Origin of the sequence: Parabacteroides sp. AF17-3 (genome assembly GCF_003635445.1) — a bacterium.
In the GTDB taxonomy this organism is placed as follows: Bacteria; Bacteroidota; Bacteroidia; order Bacteroidales; family Tannerellaceae; genus Parabacteroides; species Parabacteroides goldsteinii.
Genome location: NZ_QTMM01000017.1, coordinates 98,101 through 122,016, shown reverse-complemented (window position 1 = coordinate 122,016; position 23,916 = coordinate 98,101). Strand labels below are relative to the sequence as shown.

The following is a 23,916-nucleotide window of genomic DNA, read 5'->3' as shown; positions in this document are numbered from 1 at the left end:
ACACTAATCTAACGGATAGCATCCCCAAAAAGTATGCTATCCGATTAAATTAGTGTTTTTTATATAACGGGATTTATGCACATTTATTATTCGCCACGGCTATAATTGGGCGCTTCCTGTGTAATTGCCACGTCATGCGGATGACTTTCCTGTACACCGGCATTGGTAATGCGGGTGAATTTAGCCTGATGCAGTTCTTCAATATTATGCGCTCCGCAATATCCCATACCGGCACGCAACCCGCCAACCATCTGGTAGATCACTTCGAATAAAGAACCTTTATAAGGAACACGCGCGGCAATACCTTCCGGCACAAGTTTCTTCACATCATCTTCCACATCCTGGAAATAACGGTCTTTCGATCCTTTCTGCATCGCTTCCAGCGATCCCATACCACGATAGGATTTAAACTTACGTCCGTTGAAAATGATCGTTTCACCCGGTGATTCTTCCACTCCGGCCAGCAAGGAACCCATCATCACGGATGATCCGCCGGCAGCAATCGCCTTCACGATATCACCGGAATAACGCAATCCGCCATCGGCAATCAGAGGAATACCTGTACCCTTCAATGCTTTTGCAACATCATAGATTGCAGACAACTGGGGAACACCGACTCCGGCAATAACACGGGTCGTACAGATAGACCCCGGTCCGATTCCTACCTTAACGGCATCTGCTCCGGCATCTGCCAGATATCTGGCAGCATCGCCCGTAGCAATATTACCAACCACGCAATCGATACCCGGATACTGTGCTTTAATTTGTTTCAACACATCGACCACACCTTTGGAATGTCCGTGAGCCGTGTCGATAACCAAGGCATCGGCACCAGCCTCTACCAATGCAGCCACACGTTCAAATGTATTGAATGTCACACCCACACCGGCTGCCACACGTAAGCGGCCTTTGGCATCTTTGCAGGCTGAAGGTTTATCTTTTGCTTTAGTGATATCTTTATAGGTAACAAGTCCGATCAGCTTATTATGGCTGTCCACCACCGGCAGCTTTTCAATCTTGTGTTGCTGAAGGATCTGGGCTGCTGCTTCCAGGTCTGTAGACTGATCTGTCACGACCAGGTTTTCCTTCGTCATCACCTCGTCGATCGAACGGTTCATGTCTCTTTCAAAACGAAGGTCACGGTTGGTAACGATTCCAACCAGATAACCGCCTTCATCCACAACAGGTATACCGCCGATCTTATATTCTGCCATCATAGCCAACGCATCGGCCACACGTTTTCCCTTCGTGATTGTTACGGGATCATAGATCATTCCGTTTTCAGCACGCTTAACGCTTTGAACCTGCTTAGCCTGTTCTGCAATCGTCATGTTCTTATGAATAACACCGATACCACCTTCGCGGGCAATAGCGATTGCCATCTTTGCCTCGGTAACCGTATCCATAGCGGCCGATACCATCGGGATATTCAATGTAATGTTTCGTGAAAACTTTGTCGTAAGGTCGACATTTCGGGGAAGAACTTCTGAGTAAGCGGGGATCAACAATACATCATCGAATGTTAATCCGTCCATAACTAACCTGTCTGCAATAAATGACATAAAACGTATGCTTTAAAAATTATTGCGCGCAAATATACGAATAATATGCCAATAAAACAATATGCCAATGTGCCAATAAAAAACAACGATATATTATCTCTATTGGCATATTGGCATATTAACCCTATCGGCATATTATTAATTTGCCATTTCCGATAAGAATTTTATGCGTACCAGACGGATCTCTTCTTCTGTATAATCACCGCCCAACTCTTCGATCGCATCTTCCAGATCATCCGTTTCGGAATCTTTGAAATATTCATAGATATCTTCCACATGATCTTCGTCCATCACATCGTTTACAAAGTAATCGATATTGATACGTGTTCCCGAATAAACGATCGCTTCGATCTCATCCAGCAGTTCGTTGAATTCAAGACCGTTTGTCAACGCTATCTCATCCAGAGCGACTTTGCGATCAATACGCTGGATAATGGAGACTTTCAGTTTCGACTTGTTTGCAACCGTACGAACACGCAAGTCTTCCGGACGTTCGATCTCATTTTCTTCTACGTGTTTTTTGATCAGTGTAATAAATTCCTGTCCGTAACGTTTTGCCTTACCGGCACCGACACCGGGAATATTCTGCAACTCATCCAGAGTCACCGGATAAGTGGTAGCCATCGCCTCAAGCGACGGATCCTGGAAAATCACAAAAGGAGGAACTTCCAATCGCTTGGACAGCTTCTTACGCAAATCCTTCATCATAGAATAAAGGACCGGGTCAACCGCACAGGTTGCTCCGCCACGTACAGGCACTTCAGATTCTTCCTCTTCCTCAAACTCGTTATCCTTTGTTATTTTGAAAGACACCGGCTTCTTCATGAAATCTTTTCCCTTCGGAGAGATTTTCAGCAGGCCATAGTTTTCGATATCCTTTGTCAGATAACCGGCAATCAGCGCCTGACGGATCACTGCGTTCCAGGTCTTGTCATCTTCGTCCGTTCCCGAACCGAAGACTTCCAGTTCATTGTGTTTGTAAGATTGAATTTCGGAGGTCTCGTTACCGACCAACATGTTGACAATATAATCTGCCTTAAATTTTTCTTTCAAAGTACTTATCACTTCAAGTACCGCACTCAATAATTCTTTCGCTTCCACTTGCTTTTTGGGGTTCAAACAATTATCACAATTTCCACAATTTTCTTCCAGGTATTCCTCACCGAAATAATGCAACAAGACTTTGCGACGGCATACGGAAGTTTCGGCATAAGCCGCTGTTTCAAGCAACAGTTGCTTACCGATTTCCTGTTCCGCTACAGGCTTTCCCTGCATGAATTTCTCCAGCTTCTGCAAATCTTTGTATGCATAAAAGGCAATACACTGGCCTTCGCCACCATCACGGCCGGCACGACCTGTTTCCTGGTAATAACCTTCGAGGCTCTTCGGGATATCATAATGAATGACATAACGTACGTCCGGCTTATCGATACCCATACCGAATGCGATAGTAGCCACGATAACGTCGGCTTTTTCCAACAGGAATGCATCCTGATTGGCCGACCGTTGCCCTGAATCCATTCCGGCATGATACGCAAGCGCTTTGATACCGTTCGCTTTCAGAATATCGGCAAACTCTTCCACCTTCTTGCGGCTCAGACAATAGACAATACCCGATTTACCTTCGTTGGCCTTAATATATTTAATGATCTCGCGGTCTACATTTTCATCCTTCGGACGAACTTCGTAATATAAATTAGAACGGTTAAAGGAGGATTTGAAAACTGAGGCATCAATCATACCCAGGTTTTTCTGGATATCGTGCTGAACTTTCGGAGTGGCAGTTGCCGTCAGCGCAATCAGCGGACGCTTGCCTATTTCATTGATGATAGGACGTATCCGGCGATATTCCGGACGGAAATCATGTCCCCATTCTGAAATACAATGCGCCTCATCTACTGCATAAAACGAAATATTCACATTGCGCAAAAATTCGACATTCTCCTCTTTTGTCAGCGACTCGGGAGCAACATACAATAATTTCGTGCGGCCAGCCATTATATCAGCCTTCACCTGGTCGATCGCCGACTTATTCAGTGAAGAGTTAATAAAATGAGCGACTCCGTCTTCTTCACTAAAATTACGCATGGCATCCACCTGGTTCTTCATCAAAGCAATCAGGGGAGATATAACGATCGCAGTACCTTCCATCATTATAGAAGGCAACTGGTAACAGAGGGACTTGCCCCCGCCGGTGGGCATCAACACAAAGGTATCATTCCCGGCCAGCACATTTTCAATGATTGCTTTCTGATTCCCTTTAAAGGTATCAAAACCAAAATGAGTCTTTAAATGCTCAGTTAAACTATCCTTCTTCGCCATACTTATTATATTTTACAAACCGCAGGCATTACGCTATCTGCAAACGGTTTACATCTGATTTTTCAAACTTCTCCTTCGCATACTCCAATGTTACATGGAGTTTCTTCTTCTTCTCAGACGGCATGCTGAACATAGCATCCATCATGATAGCCTCTACGATCGAACGCAGGCCACGGGCTCCCAGCTTAAATTCCAAAGCTTTATCTACAATATATTCGTAAACGTCTTCATCAAACGTCAGTTTAATGGAATCCATCTCAAACAATTTGACATACTGCTTGATGATCGAATTCTTCGGCTCTGTCAGAATGCTGCGAAGCGTGCTCCGGTCAAGCGGGTTCAGATAAGTCAGAATAGGCAGACGGCCGATGATCTCCGGAATCAGCCCGAACGACTTCAGGTCGGTTGGCGTAATGTATTTCAGGAAGTTATTCCTGTCCACCTGAGCAGTATCCTTGCTGGCAGAATATCCCACAACACGAGTGTTCAGACGTTGTGCAATTTTCTTCTCGATACCGTCAAATGCTCCGCCACAGACAAAAAGAATATTTTTAGTATCTACCGCTATCATTTTCTGTTCCGGATGCTTTCTTCCGCCCTGGGGAGGTACGTTCACGATCGAACCTTCCAGTAGCTTCAGCAAACCCTGCTGTACTCCTTCTCCACTTACATCACGGGTTATAGACGGATTGTCACTTTTACGCGCGATCTTATCTATCTCATCAATAAATACAATTCCCCGTTGGGCTGCATCCACGTCATAATCGGCAGCCTGCAACAGACGGGTCAGAATACTTTCAATATCTTCTCCCACATAACCGGCTTCGGTCAGTACCGTAGCATCCACGATAGCAAACGGCACATGCAGTAATTTTGCGATCGTACGAGCCAGCAGGGTTTTTCCCGTACCGGTTGCGCCGACCATAATAATATTAGATTTCTCGATCTCCACGTCATCCGAAGTGACTTTCTGGAGTAATCGTTTGTAATGGTTATACACCGAAACAGAAAGGTAACGCTTGGCGTCATCCTGTCCGATCACATATTGATCCAGAAAGTTTTTTATATCCTCCGGTTTCGGCAGTTCCGCCTGGTCAAGTCCCAGAGAACTTTTCCTGGCAGGCTGTTGTTCTTTTACAATTTCATACGCTTGCTGTGCGCATTCATCACAGATGGCACCGGATATCCCATTTATCAGCATATTAACGTCCCGACTGCTTCTCCCACAAAACGTACAAACGTCGCCTGTTTTGGCCATAGATATTTTGTTTATTTATTTGTCGAAAAAGACAAGGCGCAAAGGCCTTGTCTCTATGTTTGTTATTTACTATTACGGACCAGGATCTCGTCTACCATTCCATAAGCTTTCGCTTCTTCGGCAGTCATCCAGTAGTCGCGATCGCTATCGCGTTCTACTTCTTCATAAGGTTTTCCTGAGTGAGTTGAAATAATAGTATACAGTTCTTTCTTTACCTTCAGGATTTCACGAGCAGTAATCTCGATATCCGAAGCTTGTCCCTGTACACCGCCCAGAGGTTGGTGGATCATCACGCGAGAATGCGGCAAAGCCATACGTTTGCCCTTCGTTCCGGCTACCAGCAATACGGCGGCAAAAGAAGCGGCCATACCTGTACAGATAGTAGAAACATCACATCCGATAAACTGCATGGTATCATAAATACCATAACCTGCATATACCGAACCGCCCGGCGAATTAATATAAATAGATATATCTTTGCCGGGATCGCTGGAATCCAGATATAATAATTGCGCCTGAATCACATTGGCCGAATAATCGTCGACCTGTGTTCCCAGGAAGATAATACGATCCATCATCAAACGGGAAAACACGTCCATCTGCGCAACATTCAGCTGGCGCTCTTCAATAATTGTCGGAGAAATATAACTGCTGGTGATATTCATATAACTATCCAGTGCGTTACTGTTCATCCGCAAATGCTTTGTTGCATACTTTCTAAAATCGTCCATAGTTTACTGTTTATTGTATAACCGAAAGTCATAAAAAAAGGGATTTCCCTCTGACTTATCGGAATAACAAAGTTATAAATAAATTTCTGAAAGAAACAACTTATTTGCTATCCGCTAAGATATTTTTTAGAGAGGAACCCCTTTTTCTTGCTGAAACCTTAGTAAATACTACGATTTCTGAAGAATAATATTATTCAAAGAGTTTGTTGAACTCTTCTGCTGAAACTTCTTTTACGTCCAGTTCTACCTGTTCTTTCAACCAGGCAGCCAGTTTTTCTTCTACTGCACGGTCGATAACATTCTGTAAAGTCTGTTTGTTTTTCAACATATCTTTTGCATAGTTGGCCAATACATCTTCAGGAACAGAAAGCATGCCGTACTGTGCAAACTGAGCTTTTGCCACACGTTTTGCAAAGTTTTCAATATCTGCATCTTCTACCTTCAGGTTATTGCCTTTCACCAGGTTTTCTTTGATCAACTGATATTTCAGATCTTCGATAATCTTCGGATACTCTTCATCCAGTTTTTCAGCCGTATTCTTTTCATTTGCAGCCAGCAACCAACGTTTCAACAGGTCGTCGGCAAACTTCAGTTCGCCAGCTTTCTGTACCAACACTTCACGGGCATCCAACAGGAACTTAAAGTCGCTCTGAGGAGTGAACTGTTCTGCCAATGCATCCTTAATCTTATTCTTGAATTCTTCTTCGCTGGAAACAACGCCTTCACCGAATACTTTGTCGAACAATTCCTGGTTCAGTTCTGCCTTTTTGTGACGTGTGATTTCTTTAATCTCGAAGCTGAAATCTCCGGTAAGACCGGCAACAGCTTCTTTGTCAACCTTCAGCAAAGAAGCGATCTCTGCTTCAGCGCCTTCGTAAGCCTTATTCGGGTTGAACACGATTACAGTGTTAGCTTTTGCACCGATGAATTTAGCTTTTTCAGCTTCATCCTTCATATAAGAAGGCATCAGTACTGCATCTTCCACAACGATACCACCTTCTTTCGGAGAACCGTTTTCAAGTTCTGCAATAGTACCTTTAACCAGGTCTTTTTCTTCTACTTCTTCAGCAGTGTCATAAGATCCGAAGTTTGCAGTATAAGCGTCAACCTGCTGGTTCAACATCTCTTCGTCGATAGCAACCTGATAATAAGGAAGCTTGTCGCCCTTACTCAGTTCGATTTTGATTTCCGGAGCCAAAGCTACGTCAAAACAAAATTCGAAATCTTCCTGTGTATCGAAATTAATAGGCTGTTGTTCTGTTTCGTTAGGCATCGGTTCGCCTAAAACGTTCAACTTATTCTCGTTGATATATTTGAACAGATTTTCGGAAACCAACTTGTTGACTTCTTCAACCAGTACATGTTTTCCATACATCTTCTTCACCATACCCATCGGTACCATTCCCTTACGGAAACCCGGTACATTTGCTTTCTGACGGAAGTTGCGCAGGCTCTTTTCAACCTGTTCAGCATAGTCAGCCTTCACTATTTCTAATTTCACAATACCGCTAACGGCATCAATGTTCTTAAGCGAAACGTTCATTCTGAATGATTTATTTAATTAATAGTCGTATCGAATTTTAGGCTGCAAAATTAGAGTTATTCTTTTAATCTCGCAAATTGTTTACTTAATTTGTTATAAGTAAGCCAAAATTAGACACATATTAATTTTTTCAATCCAAAATCTTGTATTTCTAAAATAAATGTATTCCTTTGTAATGTGAAAGGGGATTTACCTTGAACGTAAATAACATTGTTTTTTATTTCTTCATTTACTTGTTACTTGTCGATTTATCTATCACTGTTACGAAATTCCGGTTTATTACTTTCATCAGTAACAATTTTATTTTTTAATTATTTCTATTTTTATGAACATTTACATTGGCAACCTGAACTATCGTGTTCGGGAAGAAGATCTGAAACAAGTAATGGAAGAATACGGAGTGGTAGATTCTGTAAAGATCATCAAAGACCGTGAAACAGGTAAATCAAAAGGCTTTGCTTTTGTTGAAATGCCTGATGATGCAGCAGCTAAAAAAGCTATTGGAGAATTGAACGAGGCTGAATTCGAAGGTCGTCAGATGGTTGTAAAAGAAGCCAGACCAAAAATGTAATTCATTCTTTCCTGAAGAAATAAAAACTTCTACCTATATTTGGGCAGAAGTTTTTTTATGTCCGTACATTAATATTATAGATATGGTATTAAAAGGTATATATGCCGGTAAACCGGCCATGTTCCAGTTATGGCTCCTGCTGGTCAGTCTTTTGTTCGGAGCAGTCCTATCATCCCTGATCGGAACGGGAATCTTTGTTTTGTCACACGGTGTATCCGTCAATATAACGCAATACCCCGATATGATGCGAATGATGCAGTTGTTGTCAGCCATCGGGACTTTCCTGTTCCCGGCACTGGCGGTAGCCTGGCTGTGCAGTGCGGACCCGGCCGCCTACCTTTGTATAAAGCGTAAAGTGGATACCAAAATCCTGCTGCTAGCACTGGTCAGCATGTTCCTGATGTCCCCTGCGATCACACTGACAGCTTTGCTGAACAAGCAAATGATACTGCCGGAGTTCATGGCCCCGGTCGAAAGCTGGATGAAAACGCAGGAAGCCCTTGCCGAACAAATTACCAATACGCTTTTAGCCGGCGACGGTATGCTTACATTCCTGTCGAATCTGTTTGTCATCGCTATAATGGCCGGTATTACAGAAGAATTTCTGTTCCGTGGTGCCCTGCAACGGATTATAGGTCAATGGACATCCAATCATCATATAGTCATCTGGTCTGCCGCTATTCTATTCAGCGCATTCCATTTGCAGTTCTACGGGTTCCTTCCCCGTATGTTATTGGGAGCATATTTCGGTTATTTGTTATATTGGAGCAGAAACATCTGGATTCCGGTCTTCGCCCATTTCGTCAATAACGCTTTTGCCGTTATCAGCATGTCGGATATCCATCTGCGGGAGAATGAATTTATCACCGGAGATATATCCAACGCGAACCTGTTGCCTTACTCTGCATTAGCAGTAGTGACATTAGTCCTGTTCTTCTTATGCACCCGGCACATCAGGAGACTTTTGCAATAAAATAAGTTGAATTTATAAATCTTTTTTCCGCAGCACGAAGTCTTTCCCCAAATATTTTTCGCGTACGATCTCGTTTTCTGCCAATTGCTCTGCTGTTCCCTGGAAAAGCACTTTTCCTTCGAACAGCAAATAAGCACGGTCGCAAATGCTCAATGTTTCGTACACATTATGGTCGGTAATCAAGATACCGATATTCTTATGCTTTAACTTGGCAACGATCGTCTGGATATCCTGCACGGCAATCGGGTCGACACCGGCAAACGGTTCATCCAACATAATAAACTTAGGGTCGATCGCCAGACAGCGGGCAATCTCGGCACGACGGCGTTCACCACCAGACAACTGGTCTCCCAGGTTCTTTCTAACCTTGTTCAATCCAAACTCAGCGATCAAGCTTTCCAGTTTTTCTTTCTGATATTCAGGAGTAGTTTCCGTCATTTCCAAAACAGAACGGATATTATCCTCAACCGTCATTTTACGGAAGATAGAAGCCTCCTGCGCCAGATAACCGATCCCGTTACGGGCACGTTTGTAAACCGGGAATTTCGTAATTTCCATATCATTCAGGAATATCTTTCCCTCATTAGGAGTCACCAACCCCACAGTCATATAGAATGTCGTCGTCTTTCCCGCCCCATTCGGACCGAGCAATCCAACAATCTCCCCTTGTTTCACATTAATAGAAACATGGTTCACCACCGTTCGCGTTCTATATTTTTTCACCAGGTCCTCCGTCCGGAGCACCATCTGTTGTTCGTCTGCCATATCCTAATAATTTACGGGTACAAAGAAACGCAATTAATTAGTTTTCCACAAGACTATTATCATTTCTTACAATTCCATTACCACCAACTACCCAACCAACCGCTTTCATGACCACTTCTCCTATTTTATTAACCTAAAAATATTTTTTTCAACACACTGATTATAGCAAACAAGCCGAAGATCAGAGGATTAAAGACACCCCAGCCACCCATTTCGTCAAAAGAAAACAGATTATATAAAGCCGTTAACGAACCGGAAGAAACGAACATGATTTTACGCTTTATCAGATCTTCATATTTAACCCAATTTTCTCCCGAATAACCGGAACTTCCTTCCGGGACATAAATAGCTTCCAATGAAAAACAATTCTCAAATACATTCTCTCCAAAACGGGCAGGTGCCTTTGATGAGAGAAAAGTAACATCAGTCAATTCGGAACAACATTGAAACACCTCTTTCCCAATCGCTTTCACAGAAGATGGGATTATAACTGAGGTAAGATATGTTTGGGAAAAAGCAGCACGTTCAATATCCGTGACAGATGCCGGAATTACAACAGATTTAAGAGCGGAATGGGAAAAAGAACCTGCACCAATCGTTTTCACGGAAAATGGAAGTTCTACGGAGGACAAAGCCGTTCCGTAAAAACCACCTGCTCCGATCTTCTCTAATTCCGATTTTTCGGCAAACGTCACTGACGATAATTTTCTACAATCAGTAAAGGCAGCCCCTCCGATTGCCGTTACGGAAGACGGAACCATTACCGACTCAAGAGGTGTTTTAGCAAAAGCACCCGCTCCAATCGTAGTAACCGAAGAAGGTATTGAGAATGAAGCCAGTGCTGTTTCTGAAAAAGCCCACTCACCGATCGCTTTTAAATTATCGCCACCAAACGTCACCAACGTCAATCTCCTGCAATACCTGAAAGCCCCCTCCCCAATCGTTGCAACAGAAGATGGAATCATAACAGAATGAAGCCTCGTCCCGGAAAAAGCCCCAGCACCAATCATCCTCAAATTCATGTCTCCCGTAAAAGTTACAGACAAAAGTCTCTTACACTCCGTAAAGGCAGCCTTTCCTATAGTAGTTACGGAAGCCGGGATTACAACCGATTCCAGAGACGTCTCACAAAAAGCCCATTCACCGATTTCCTTTAGCTTCTGGTTTCCGGCAAATATAACCGACGACAGATTATAGCAATATCTGAAAGCAGCCTTTCTGATCGCGGTAACAGACGCCGGTATTACAACAGACTCCAGGGCTGTTTCATAAAAAGCATACTTACCGATCGTTCTCAACTCCGAATCTTTAGCAAACACCACAGATGACAAATTGCTACATCCCGCAAAGGCAGCCCCACCTATCATCGTCACCGAAGCAGGAATCGTTACCGACCCGACACGCGGCAAATCTTTAAATATCAAATTCGGAATAACGGGAACACCCTCTTCTATATAAATTTCAGTCACTGCCCTTTTATCATTTTCACTGGCATTCTTCTTCCAATCGGCATAACCGCCATACATCAGAATAGTCAGCTTCCCATCCTGCAACTCATAACCGAAATCTTCCGCTGACAGGCTCCCCATCGAAAGCAACAACAAAGCAAATATCCAGATATAGTGTCTCATAATCATTTCTTTTCTGGTTAACAATTTATCATTTTAGCAAGATACACACTTATACGAACAATCCGTGATCCAAAGGATTAAAGTTATTTAAATCCGTTAAGATTTCCGTAACAGACAAACAGAACATTTCCCATGCTAATTACTAATAACTCATTCCAAGAAGTTATAACATCATAATTTACCATCGTCTGATTAAAAATGCACTCTCATAGTGCAATACAAACAAAAGTATCTATTTTATCCGTCGCAATTTTCGTAGCAGACAGATTAAAATGATCAAACCAGGAATTAATATCCACCAGACAATCCGGCTCGTTTTTCTTCTGGTCACTTCCTGCTCGACGGAGACGGATGAAGTAACACCCTGCTCATTAACCGTATTGGCAGACACAGACACCAACTCTGTCGAATCTGCCATTCCCCATTCTTCAGTAGCATATACAATACGTTCTACATACTGTTTACTGGCACTGTCGGGTACAGAAAGGGAGACCTCCTTCAAACGAGACCAGCCCCGCAACAGCATCCCACGATTATAATGCAGGCAAGAAGTGTCCAACCGTGTATACGATATCGAATCCCTGAACGAACGAAGTTCTCTCCTGCTTCCGGGATTACGCGATGCACAGCCGGACAATCCTGCTATAAGTAATAAAAAACAAATACCACCTCTCATTTGATAATCACCTGGCGACGGTTCTTCCCCGTCAATTTCAATGACAAATGAATAAAACCACGGCGACGGTAATAAATCGCCTGATCAAAATTCAACCGGCTTTGCTGTAAAGCCTCCAGCAAACGACAACTGCCGAACGTATAAATATCCGCCGCCTCCCCTTTCAGATGCTGGGAATCGGCGACACCACCCACCAGATGATTCAATTCTTCACAACGATACCCACTGGAGATATGCATCCCCATAGGACAATCCGCATACTCCCGAAGCGGCTCCAATAATTTTCTAACCAGATTTCTGATTGCACGCTGCGCTTCCGGTGGCGGCGTATTGTCCAGGCCCTTCTCCACAGCAACCGCACTGTAGATAAACTCCCCCATGTAAAAATGATCACTGATCCAATCCGGATGATTTCTTCTCCACTTCATTTGTTCCGACGTCAAAGGTTCCTCTATTGCATATTGACAAAATTTCGTTTTCATTCTTTTCTTATTTTATATGAATAATCCACTCCAAACAAGGCTCCGGCAAACGTACTGATCTCCCCGAAAGCGACTAAAACGCTATTATGTATTTCCCCTGTCGGAGCCACCCAAAAACCGGAAAAGATCAGGATAAGACCGGCTGCACAAAGCAGCACGGCCATTACCAATTGAACATTCATTCTTTTCATCCATCATCGAATTACTCGATTTCCGGACGATCCTCACCACCTCCGGGATTCTCCGTTTTTTCAACTTCCGGAGTAATCAAAGAATAACCCATCGTTTTCTTAGTCTCACGCAAATCAAACCCGGGAGTGAAAACAATCTTCGGAGCACGAATCATACTTGCAGAGAACTTCTTTTTATCCTCCACGCCCTCGCTTCCGACCGTAATACGGAAATTACCGAATTCCCCCAACTGAACAATACGACCATCCTGCAATTCCAGATCCAGAATATAATTCAGATTATCCAGTACCGCTTTCACATCCGCACTCGATACCGTACTTCTAGCAGCAACCAACTTGCATAAACGTCTGATATCCGTAAATCCCGTACTTTTAGATACCGCATAATACAACTTCTTGGAACCTTTGACTCCCGGTTCCGACGGGCGCAGAACCAACTTGTAACCTTGTGCCATAATTAAAAATGTTTTTAAGTGAATAATTAAGTACAACACAAAGATACGGCGGTAAAAAAGAGGCAATAAGCAATAAGAAGAGGAAGCACAAATAATATAATCACATAAGAATCAAATGGTTGATCTTTTAAACGATCAATAAAGAGATTATAATCCCGGTTCTTACTGCTTTTCCGAAACGCCCATATTTTATATTCTTTAAATATAAACTTCAGCTTAACTTTACTTTCTCAATCAACTCAAACAACTCAACCAGATCATCCGTATCCACCTTGGCGTACCTGATTTTGTCAGATAATCCCTTGACTTCCAAGTCCATCTTAAACCCTAGCAAAAAAGAAAAAGCCAACTTGGAATAAGAAATCTTATGCTTTTTAGACGGTCGCTCAAACAGATTTAATATTTTCACAAACAACTCTTTATCTTTCAGATCGTACAGGAATTCCCCCAGAACCGTATCCTTGCGAACAAACTCCACAAACTGCTGTCGTTTACTCTTTATCAATGCGACCAAAAACTCACGGTAAGCAACATTCAGGTTTCCCCACTCAGAGAAAGCCAACCCGAAAGTACCTTTCACAAAACCGGCTTTTTCATTCTCCGGAAGATTTATCACTATTTCATTAAAATGCTGGACGGTAGGCTCGGCACCCAACTGTGCCATCAGTAACTTTTTCATACGAATCCGGGAAGGGGATTGTTCATCCTTCCCGGCTCGAAAGCCACTAAACGAGACAAAAGAGACAACAAAAAAACTTCAGAACCCTTCTTTCAGTATCTTTTTCAGTGGCTGGAAGAAACGTTCTATCAAACGTACATCATCAGTTACAATTTCGGCTGTGGCTTTCATTTCATAAGAAACAGGCAAATTCTTCCTATAATTGGTGGTCAGTCCGTCCGGGAAGGCAATCTCCACCATATAATTGTCTTCCGAAGGCACCAGCGAAACTGACGACAAACGCCCGTTCACGACACCGAACTCCTGATCCGGGAAATTCGTAAACCGCACGATCACCCGCTGTCCGACCTTCACCTTTCCGGACCGCTGAATCGGCAGTAAGGCCCGCCCGATCCAGGTCTCCCCACCCTCAGGCACCATACGGGCAAAAATATCTCCCGCCGACAAATAAAGGTTCGGAGCCCCTTGCACAAGCAACTGAACCTTTCCATCCGACGGCGCCACCAGGCAGTAAGACATCTCCCAGACACGGATCGCCGCTAGTAACTGTCCGACTGAAGCCCGGTAATCGCGGGCTGAAATATCTTTCGATGCCAGACTCATATAAGCCGACTGAATATCCCCCAGCAGCCACACATCCTGCAACAGATAATAGCTCAGACGTTCCGGCTGCTCCTGATAACGTGCCAACAACTTCTTCAGCCGGAACACATCCTCCGTCCTGGCCGGGTTCTCAACCACCGCCAACGGAGCACCCATCTTCACCTCCTGTCCGTTAAACACATAAAGCTCATTTATCTTTCCCGACGAGCGGGCCACCACCTCCGCCACCGGATGCCGGCTTGTCAATGTCATCTCCGTCGTGATCACATCCGGATATCTAAAGAAATAGCTACCCACCAAAAGTGCCAGCACCACGATAAACAAGATCGTAATCCCCCACCGTACAATCCAGGCCGGGATCTGTCCCATCACCTCCTGAACCTCTTCGCTACGTAATTCTATTTCTTTTCCTTCCATTTTATCAACACTGACTAGTTATTGAAAAACATTATAAATCTTATCCATTGCTTTAGATACATCAAACCACCCAGATCGTTCAAAAGCCTTAGACCGCAAATCAAATCTCAAACTCTCACTTTGAATTACATTTTTCAACGCCTTATATAAGAAATCATCTCCCTGTTCTATTAGCATTCCATATTTTCCCCCATCCAAGACTTCTTCTGATCCAGCATTTTTCGTAGCAACAACAGGTTTTCCCAAACATAAAGCTTCTCCTATAACGAGAGAGAAGCCCTCTACCGAAGAAGAAGACACAAAGACATCAGCTTCTTTCAAAAAAGGAATCGGATTTTTATGAAACCCTTGCAAGAAAACAATATTACTCAAAGACCTTTCCTGAATTAAATCCTCCAATACCATCCTTTGCTCACCTTCTCCAACAATCCATAAATCAAAATCCAACCCATCATCTACCAAACGATGAACAGTCCGTATTAACGACAAATACCCCTTCATTGGCGTTAACCGCCCAATACTACATAACGTAAACTTTCTTTTAGAGACCTTATAACCTTCTGATTTCTTCAATAGATCAGACTGATCGATAAAGTTATGTATCACTAATAACTCTGCATGAATACCTCCAAACAACCTTTCAAATTGCCTTTTAATATTTTCTGTTACAAAAATAATCTTATTCATTTTTTGGTAAACCTCATATTCATGCTCATCACTCTTATAAAAAGATTTGGTCCAATGAAAATTATACAAATCAATGTGTACCCAAGCTATTTTTACAGCAGCGCTATCCCTTTCAGCAATATATTTTACCGCCACTCCTTCCAAAAAAGCAATCTCTATATCATAAAATCGCTTTTTGACTTTTCCACTACCCGGAAAGAACCACGAAACCTCCTCTGGTATATCTACAAAATAGATTCCCTTTTCAAATAGGACTAAAAGATCAACAGCATATTTATCATAATCAAATCTTTTCAAAATATCGATCAATAATTTTTCAGCACCGCCACCTCCTAATGTATCGATACAAAACAATATCCTGATTTTGCCTTCCTTTAAACGTATCTCTTCTTTTTCTCTAATATAACTATATATATTCCGAACAAGTCCTTTACACTCCTCAAAAGTCAATTTATTACTATTCTGTAATTCAACTGCACTATTCAAAAAATCAAAATACGCAGGGTCAAGCTCAATGATCTTATTCATTAAATAATCCAGATAACAACATTGGACATTTCTTAGATCTACTCGTTGTAAACTTGGATCAGAAAATAAAGACACATTTTCCCCTGTTCGCACTTTCAACAACACCTCTGGAATATTAGCAAAAATATATCCCTTTATTATTAAGTCAGTCCATATCTCATAATATTCCACACATTCATGTCTCTGTATTTTCCCTAAACACGTTTTTAGAAACTCTCCAAAAACAGACTTGCGCATTATCACCGACTGAGTATATATAGCTTTAGAAAACAACATCTCAATGACAATATCATTATGCCGTACCTGATAAAAATGATTTACTCCGGAATTTCCATTTTCCGTTACCCAGGTACCACAAACATCAACATCTCTATGGTCCTCCATAAAAGAAAATTGGGTATGAAGTTTCCTGGGAACCATTAAATGACCAGCATCCATTAAAACAACATATTTCCCCTTTATGCTTTCCATTACCTGCCCCCATACTCCCGGTTCTTCAAATGATACAACATTCAAAATTCTCAAACGCATATCGATTGCATCCATACCATCCAGAGTATCCTCGTAATTAGCCCCTTCCTTCAACACAAGAAGTTCAAAATCTGAAAACAATTGCATAAAGACATTATTCACAGCTTCCTGCAAATCCCCATTTCCATCATCTACTTTCAGAATAACACTAATCTCCGGCATATCAGTACATTTTATGAACCCAATTCCAATTGATTCTTTACCAGCTTATAATATACACCCCGCCGTGCCGTCAGTTCCTCATGCGTCCCTTCCTCCACGACCTGTCCTTTATCCAGTACCACTATATTATCCGCATCCCGCACCGTACTCAGCCGGTGAGCCACCACAACCACTGTCCTTCCTTTATAAAACTGATGCAGATGTTCCATTATTTCCCGTTCATTATTGGCATCCAAAGCATTCGTTGCTTCATCCAAGAAGATAAATTCAGGATTCTTATATACAGCACGTGCAATCAGGATACGTTGCCGCTGTCCCTGGCTTACACCATTTCCTTCCATACCTATTTTTGTGTTATAGCCCAATGGTAGCGAATCTATAAAATCCCGGATATTAGCCACAGTCACGGCATGCAACAACCGTTCTTTATCGATCACTTCCGCACCTATAGCGATATTCTTCGCTATCGAATCCGAAAAAATAAACCCATCCTGCATCACACATCCCGTACAGGCACGCCATACATGCGGATTCATATTCTTCAATGACAGATCACCTACTTTGATATTTCCTTTGTTCGGTTCATAAAACCCAAGCAATAACTTTATTAATGTCGTCTTTCCGCTTCCGCTGGCCCCGACAATAGCCGTCACCTTATGCTGTGGGATCGTCAGATTAATATGTTCCAACACATAATCCCGGTCTGCCCCGTCATAACTAAAACTCACATCCTCGATCTGCAAAGCCCTGTTATCCGGTAAAGCATTTACTTTCAATGCTAAGGTCTGTTCTTCATCCTCCCGCTGATGGATCTCTCCCAAACGTTCCAAACTAATCTTTGCATCCTGAAATGAACGGGCAAAACCAATAAACTGTTCGATCGGAGCAGTCAACTGCCCCACAATATAGGTGAGCGACATCATCATACCAAGAGTCATCTCACCGGAAACAACAGCCCGGGCTGCGGTGAAGGAGATCAGGATATTGGTGGTTTGGTTAAAAAACACCGACCCGAGCTGTTGATATTGCCCTAAAGCTAACCCTTTAATACTTATTTTAAATAATTTCACTTGAATACGTTCCCATTCCCAACGCTTTTCAGTCTCGCAGTTATTCAGCTTGATTTCCTGCATGCCGGTTACCAATTGGAATAGATTGCTTTGCTCACTAGATGCCTGAGCAAAACGTTTGATATCCAATTCTCGCCTATATCTCATAAAAGCTAATACCCAAGCAACATACAAGCCATTCCCCAATAAAAACAAGCCTAATATAGTTAGGTCATAATAAGCCAGAACAAAACCAAATACAATAAAATTGACGAAAGAGAACAATGTACTGATTGAAGTTCCCGTCATAAACGACTCAATTCTGTTATGATCCCCGATACGTTGCATAATATCACCAACCTTTTTCGTATCAAAAAAATGAAGGGGCAACCGCATCAATTTCGCCAGAAAATCAGAAATCAAAGCAATATTGATTCGGGTATTAACATGCAATAAAATCCAACTACGGATAAAATCGACAGACAACCGGGCAATAAAGATAACTAACTGAGCAATCAGAATCAGAGTAATAAAACTCAGATTACTATCCCGAATACCAGTATCCACCAGACTCTGGGTAAGAAATGGCATGATTAACTGTAGAATACTCACCGTCAGCATCCCCAACACTAACTGAAAAAGTTCCCGTTTATAAGGAGTTAAATAACGAAAGAAGAAAGAGAATTTCCTGTCTTTTCGCTCCTCTACTTCTCCGCGATCATAAAAGTCCGGTCCGGGTTCCAATAATAAAGCGGCTCCGGTATCTCTCCCTTCCACTAAGGTACTACACCAGCAACGCTCCAACTCCTTTTCATCATAGGACACTTTTTTGTTAGCCGGATCTGCAATATAATATTTCCCGTTTTTTATTTTATAACAAACAACAAAATGCTGCTGGTTCCAATGTAAAATGCATGGCATAGGGACTTCTGTCCGTAATTGCTCCAGCGTAATCCTTACCCCCATTGTACGGAATCCGATTAATTCTGCGGCATCGCTAATCCCTAACATCGATACCCCTTCACGCGAGATAAAAGCTTGTTCACGTAAATACTGAACCGAATAGGTACGACCATAATACTTCGCAATCATACGAAGGCAGGTAGGACCGCAGTCTACGGCATCGAGTTGATGATAATGAGGGAATATTCTTTTCATGAGATTACTTTCACTTTTTAACACCCCATGACCAATCAGCTATCTCTTCCAACAAATCTGCCTTACCCATCCTGCATATTCGAAGTAACTCTTTTTTGGCAGACAAATTTTGAGACCGATCTACATACCCAGAGTTTAACTTTCGCGGATGATATAAATGATAAATACAACCTTTTACCCGCGATACCGGTAGGTCCAAAATTGTAAGCCGTTTTAACCGCTCAATATCTTCAGGTCCCCAACCAAGAAAATATTCATTCTCCATTCCGGCTCGCATGTACCTTTCACGATCAACAACGAATATACCTCCGGCAGTCAATTGCCCGAACATGGTCGGAAACTTTTCTTCTTCTGAAAGCAAAACTTCCCAATCCAACGTATTTCTGAAATTATCACTCATATCAGGCGGCAGACTATAACAAATACCATCATACGGAAAAGATAAAACAGCCTGTTGGTTTCTTACATCATCCACAGCCCTACATAGTTGTTCTTCAGGAACTAAAACATCCACATCCCACACTATCACTATAGGAGTTTTTGCCTGTTTTATCATCACATTTCGATAATAAGTAAAATGAAATACAGGATTGTCATCCATACAAAACGAATAACTGATTCGCTCATTTTCTTCTATATAAAGATGTTGATAATTATCCGCTTCCCAAATTATAAAATGTATATTTTCAAGAGTAGAATACAAACGAATTATAGTTTTCAAATTTGCTATTCGATCATCACTGTCTACACGTATCGGCATAACAATCGTTACATCACTCATGTCCGTATCGATTGAATTATTATACCTTCTTGCCGGTGAAACAGGATTCTGTTCTATTCTATTCTGCAATATCAATGCTAGTTCATTACATATATCATAATGTAAAAAATCTTGTATAAACTTTCTAACATCATGTGTTTCAGCCATACTTATCCGGGGCAATTCTCTGATTTCGGAAGAGACATAACCTTCGACACCAAATCTAATCAACAAAATATCCAAAATAGATAATAAAACCGACTTACTTGTTAAAGTACTCAAGTTATTATCACTAGCATTAGGGTCTTCTAATCTTCCTAAAAAGTAAGAAGCTATTCCCATCAAACCTGTTGCATGGGTTAAATCAGTATGCATACGAAAATAAACTGCGGAAAAAAGATGTCGATCGCATTCTTCAAGCACCTCATCAGCATCTTCTTCTATTAAGCCAGTACAAATCAAATACTGGATACCATACCCAATACCGGCTAAACCGGTTGAAAAATCCGGATATATACTTAAATCACAATTATACACCGTATCTTCTATTATTGATACGGCTGTATCCATATTTACATTCCTGTCTTCTGACAATAAACGAATGGCAGACAAGATTTCCGGATGTATATTTTGAGGAGCTTCCATAATTACAGATCTTTTTATCGGATATTTCCCAGAGGGAGATTCCACCCCGTGCGATAATTATGTTTAATCAATCCGGCAGCAAATTCTTTGGCATTGATCGGATCCGACATTTTAGCATTAAACGAAGGATGTCCCGCTTTGATTATAAATCCATTTGAAATCATCTGCCGGATTTCTTCATTGTCACTAATATTCGTAAATTCCATATTCGTTCCATCCCACTCCAATATTTTATTCAAGGATTGCAGACGAACTGCCAATACCCCCATCATGATCATTTCATTGAACGGACCCGCTTCCGAAAAATCAGATTTGGTTTTTATACGATTTTCCGGACTTTCCTTACAAGCACGTACCCAATCCTGTTCATGCCCACCTTCCATCGCTCTATCTACACGGCGAATCGTCCTGGGCACATTCGGCACACGTCTGGATAGCAGCCAGGGCCTGAGTCCGTAAGAACCGCAAAGCAGCGTATCTTTCGTCCCATGAAAAATTGTCAAACCACCACTCATCCCCATCAGTGGACGTCCTTGAGGAAATCCAGTCGGACGCTCCGGCATAAAACCACCATCATACCAATGGATTTCCACTTGCGGAAAATCAACTTTGGGCATGCCTTCCCGAGCCGGATAAACAAATTTCACATACTCCGACTGTGGAGCGCAATCAATAAACCCAGGCGAAGAAGCAGCTTCAACTGACACGGGGTAACCTAATTTAAGCGCTTTGAATGCAGGATGTAGAACATGGCACCCCATATCCCCCAAAGTGCCCGTTCCAAAATCCCACCAACCACGCCAATTCCAAGGATGATAAATGGAATTGAAAGGTCTCATTTTAGCCGGACCGATAAACAAATCCCAATCCAATGTAGGAGGTACTTTATGTATTCTGGAAGGAGTTTCCAATCCTTGCGGCCACATAGGACGATCAGTAGCGGTTTCAACTTTCTTTACTTCACCGATTTCACCGTTCCAGATCCATTCACATATCAGATCAACACCCTCATCAGAGGCTCCCTGATTCCCCATTTGTGTCGCAACATTATATTCTGCTGCCAACTTTGCTAGTAATCTCGATTCATAGACCGAATGGGTTAATGGCTTTTGAACATACACGTGTTTACCTAATGTTATAGCAGTAGCAGCAATAATAGCATGGGTATGGTCAGGTGTTGCAACCATAACAGCATCAATCTGTTTATCCATTTCATCATACATTCTACGAAAATCTTTATACTTCTTCGCCCGTGAAAAACAATTTAATACTGGCTTCGAATATTTCCAATCCACATCACAAAGGGCTACGATGTTCTCTGTTTCAAAAACATGCTGAATATTCGTAATACCCATACCACCAATACCTGCAACGGCAATATTCAATTTGTCCGAAGGAGCTGTATATCCGTGGCTTTTGCCTAAAATCGAATTGGGAACGATTTCCATATTAAACTGTTTTTTATTTGTAATTTTTACGCAAAGAAATACTTTTCTCTGTCGGGAAATCATCAGGCACCGGCTGCGTCACATTACCGGTTGCCGCCCATTCGGCACCACGAAGCAATGTAACCTGAAATCCCGCACACTGCATTGCTATATTATTGTCAAGAGTATTTCCCGCATGACCTAAAGTAGTATGAAAAATACGTGCTTTTCCATAATCGACTGTAAATATAGCCATCTCATCACGCCCGGAGCCTTTCGTTGCCGGATCGGAATACCCCCAAAACAAAACATCTTTAACAATACCCGGACCACGCATACGATCGTACAATTCATCCTGTGCATGACGCCATGCTACAGGCAAACCTTTCGTTACCGGATGTTCCGGGTTGCTGCAATTTAACACGAACTCATGCTGAATACCGTGTGAACCGGCGCACCCGTAAGATTCCTTATCATACACCAAGCGTCCATCCCGCATGTAAATATAAGGACCGGCTGTTTCATCACGATCTTCCCATCCCCCGAAACCGATTATCCGATTATATTCTTTCCAATCTCTGAAAGCATTATTCGCAGCATGATAGATTATTACACCGCCTCCCTTTTCTACAAAATCCAAAAAAGATTTTTCTGTTTCCTCCGGCCATCTGTCTCCATTGTAGTCGAGTACGACCAATTGGTAAGATGCAAAATCAAGATTGAAATTCGACATGATCTTTCCGGTTTCGGGCGATATGGCGACATTGACCGTAAAAAGTCCGGAGTTCTCAAGAATCTGCTTGATCGCAAGGTGACTGACCTCCCAATTATGATTGCTCTGTCCTGTAACTATCAAAACTTTAATCTTACCATCATCACTATGCCAACATGATTCATAGATTTTCAACATATTCCCACGAAATATATTCGAAGAATAGTTGTTTAGATATCTTCTACGCCCGTTTTGGCCCATCTGTTTAGCTTCAATCGGATGTTGTAGTAGGTATAACATCTTTTCAGCCAATAGTGAACTATCAATTTCTGTTTTATCAGTATATTCTATCACTGGTATGTGTAAGCCAGTAATATTATTCTCTACCATTTCATACAAACCGGCAGAAGTACTGCATACGATTGGTAATCCATGCATCATCATTTCTATAGCTACGTAACTGCATTGTTCATGAAAGGAAGGCATAATACCTAAATCTGCTATTGTATATAATTCATAGACTTTTTCCTTCTTTATTAATCCTGTCCAAATAACATTCATCCAAATATCTTCACATTCTGCCATATGAAGATCAAAGTCTCCATTTCCTGCAATAATAAAACGACAATCCGGACACATTTTTAATATAATTCGAAAACCCCGTAATGCATACTTTAATCCTTTACTATTGTCTACTCTCCCTACAAATAATATGATAGGAACATTTAATGGTATATTAAATTTTTGCCGTAACATGGATTTTTCAGAAACAGAAGTAGTATCTGTTAGTCCATTACATATAGTCACAATTTTATTCGAATTTATTTTATAATCATCCTGTAATATTTGTCGCGTTTTATTTGAAAGACAAATGATATAATCTACTATCTGAAAAGTATCTTTTTCTATTTGGAAGCTATCCTTCAACAGTTCTATTTCTTTATCTCTCTGAACTAATTGTTGTGTTTCCAATATTTTTTTTAAACGAACTTGATTTCCTAATAGTTTGAAACACCAATCAAGATAATGTACTGTCAGTATAATTTTACATTTGAATACATCTTTCAATTCTTTTGCAAGTTTACCTTTTTTGTTATAATTCAAATGAAATATTAGATTTTCTTTATTCTTTATATGTAATTGAAGCCAATATACGATATTATGATGATATAAGTCCCAATGTTCCGAGAGTTCATTTGACCATTGTATAGGTGGAGGAAAATACAAATAAAGTACACCCTCTATCTCTTCTGACATTATCTGTAACTTGTCAGAATTTAAGTTCACCACACAAACATTCACACCACTATTTTTCAAAACAACAACCAGTTCCTTAATATAAGTACCTATCCCATAACTTGTCGCAGGGTTTGTTTCATTAAAAATATACAGATTCAT

20 protein-coding genes are annotated in these 23,916 nt (G+C 41.6%); 2 read left to right on the top strand and 18 right to left on the bottom strand.

What is annotated here, in order from left to right:
• Positions 1-86: 86 nt before the first annotated feature.
• The 5 genes from guaB to tig form a co-directional block, all read right to left on the bottom strand.
• The gene (guaB, locus tag DWW91_RS21340) at positions 87-1,562 is read right to left on the bottom strand and encodes an IMP dehydrogenase (protein WP_009859574.1); all 1,476 of its coding nucleotides are present in this window, start codon (positions 1,560-1,562) and stop codon (positions 87-89) included.
• Positions 1,563-1,700: 138 nt separating this feature from the next.
• On the bottom strand, positions 1,701-3,884 hold the full coding sequence (recQ, locus tag DWW91_RS21335; RefSeq protein ID WP_009859575.1) for a DNA helicase RecQ: 2,184 nt from the start codon (positions 3,882-3,884) through the stop codon (positions 1,701-1,703).
• Between the two features lie 28 nt (positions 3,885-3,912).
• The gene (clpX, locus tag DWW91_RS21330; protein WP_009859576.1) at positions 3,913-5,142 is read right to left on the bottom strand and encodes an ATP-dependent Clp protease ATP-binding subunit ClpX; all 1,230 of its coding nucleotides are present in this window, start codon (positions 5,140-5,142) and stop codon (positions 3,913-3,915) included.
• A 62-nt stretch (positions 5,143-5,204) separates the two neighbouring features.
• Positions 5,205-5,873 (bottom strand): ATP-dependent Clp endopeptidase proteolytic subunit ClpP, encoded by a 669-nt coding sequence (gene clpP, locus DWW91_RS21325; RefSeq protein ID WP_009859577.1) that lies wholly within the window; start codon positions 5,871-5,873, stop codon positions 5,205-5,207.
• A 190-nt stretch (positions 5,874-6,063) separates the two neighbouring features.
• Complete coding sequence (tig, locus tag DWW91_RS21320) at positions 6,064-7,416, bottom strand: trigger factor (protein WP_009859578.1); 1,353 nt, start codon at positions 7,414-7,416, stop codon at positions 6,064-6,066.
• A 325-nt stretch (positions 7,417-7,741) separates the two neighbouring features.
• On the opposite strand from tig, the gene DWW91_RS21315 reads away from it, so the two are divergent.
• Positions 7,742-7,987, top strand: a complete 246-nt coding sequence (locus DWW91_RS21315; protein ID WP_009859579.1) for an RNA-binding protein — start codon at positions 7,742-7,744, stop codon at positions 7,985-7,987.
• An 82-nt stretch (positions 7,988-8,069) separates the two neighbouring features.
• Positions 8,070-8,960: a CPBP family intramembrane glutamic endopeptidase gene (locus DWW91_RS21310; protein ID WP_122328874.1), complete on the top strand. Its 891-nt coding sequence runs from the start codon at positions 8,070-8,072 to the stop codon at positions 8,958-8,960.
• Positions 8,961-8,972: 12 nt separating this feature from the next.
• Here DWW91_RS21310 and lptB read toward each other — a convergent pair whose 3' ends face one another.
• From lptB to DWW91_RS21245, 13 genes are all read right to left on the bottom strand, one after another.
• Entirely contained in the window at positions 8,973-9,725 is a 753-nt protein-coding gene (gene lptB, locus DWW91_RS21305) for an LPS export ABC transporter ATP-binding protein (protein ID WP_009859581.1), read from the bottom strand.
• 128 nt (positions 9,726-9,853) lie between these two features.
• A complete protein-coding gene (locus DWW91_RS21300; protein ID WP_233584549.1) occupies positions 9,854-11,356 on the bottom strand; it encodes a leucine-rich repeat domain-containing protein in 1,503 nt (500 codons plus the stop codon).
• A 232-nt stretch (positions 11,357-11,588) separates the two neighbouring features.
• On the bottom strand, positions 11,589-12,032 hold the full coding sequence (locus tag DWW91_RS21295) for a hypothetical protein (protein ID WP_122328872.1): 444 nt from the start codon (positions 12,030-12,032) through the stop codon (positions 11,589-11,591).
• The gene (locus tag DWW91_RS21290) at positions 12,029-12,514 is read right to left on the bottom strand and encodes a D-Ala-D-Ala carboxypeptidase family metallohydrolase (protein ID WP_009859584.1); all 486 of its coding nucleotides are present in this window, start codon (positions 12,512-12,514) and stop codon (positions 12,029-12,031) included. Before DWW91_RS21290 ends, DWW91_RS21295 begins: the two co-directional genes overlap by 4 nt.
• A complete protein-coding gene (locus DWW91_RS21285; protein WP_009859585.1) occupies positions 12,511-12,705 on the bottom strand; it encodes a hypothetical protein in 195 nt (64 codons plus the stop codon). The genes DWW91_RS21290 and DWW91_RS21285 overlap by 4 nt, the downstream gene beginning before the upstream one ends.
• Before the next feature lie 11 nt (positions 12,706-12,716).
• On the bottom strand, positions 12,717-13,160 hold the full coding sequence (locus tag DWW91_RS21280) for an HU family DNA-binding protein (RefSeq protein ID WP_009859586.1): 444 nt from the start codon (positions 13,158-13,160) through the stop codon (positions 12,717-12,719).
• A gap of 211 nt (positions 13,161-13,371) precedes the next feature.
• Positions 13,372-13,839: a hypothetical protein gene (locus DWW91_RS21275; RefSeq protein WP_224264352.1), complete on the bottom strand. Its 468-nt coding sequence runs from the start codon at positions 13,837-13,839 to the stop codon at positions 13,372-13,374.
• A gap of 78 nt (positions 13,840-13,917) precedes the next feature.
• Positions 13,918-14,859, bottom strand: coding sequence for an HlyD family efflux transporter periplasmic adaptor subunit (locus tag DWW91_RS21270; protein WP_122328871.1), 942 nt, complete (start codon positions 14,857-14,859; stop codon positions 13,918-13,920).
• Between the two features lie 18 nt (positions 14,860-14,877).
• The gene (locus DWW91_RS21265) at positions 14,878-16,767 is read right to left on the bottom strand and encodes a glycosyltransferase (RefSeq protein ID WP_122328870.1); all 1,890 of its coding nucleotides are present in this window, start codon (positions 16,765-16,767) and stop codon (positions 14,878-14,880) included.
• 11 nt (positions 16,768-16,778) lie between these two features.
• Positions 16,779-18,974, bottom strand: a complete 2,196-nt coding sequence (locus DWW91_RS21260; RefSeq protein WP_122328869.1) for a peptidase domain-containing ABC transporter — start codon at positions 18,972-18,974, stop codon at positions 16,779-16,781.
• A 10-nt stretch (positions 18,975-18,984) separates the two neighbouring features.
• Complete coding sequence (locus DWW91_RS21255; RefSeq protein WP_122328868.1) at positions 18,985-20,379, bottom strand: galactosyltransferase-related protein; 1,395 nt, start codon at positions 20,377-20,379, stop codon at positions 18,985-18,987.
• 14 nt (positions 20,380-20,393) lie between these two features.
• Positions 20,394-21,827 (bottom strand): Gfo/Idh/MocA family protein, encoded by a 1,434-nt coding sequence (locus DWW91_RS21250; RefSeq protein ID WP_122328867.1) that lies wholly within the window; start codon positions 21,825-21,827, stop codon positions 20,394-20,396.
• A gap of 13 nt (positions 21,828-21,840) precedes the next feature.
• Positions 21,841-23,916 carry a TIGR04157 family glycosyltransferase gene (locus DWW91_RS21245; protein WP_122328866.1) on the bottom strand — a complete coding sequence of 692 codons (2,076 nt, stop codon included), beginning with the start codon at positions 23,914-23,916 and terminating at the stop codon, positions 21,841-21,843.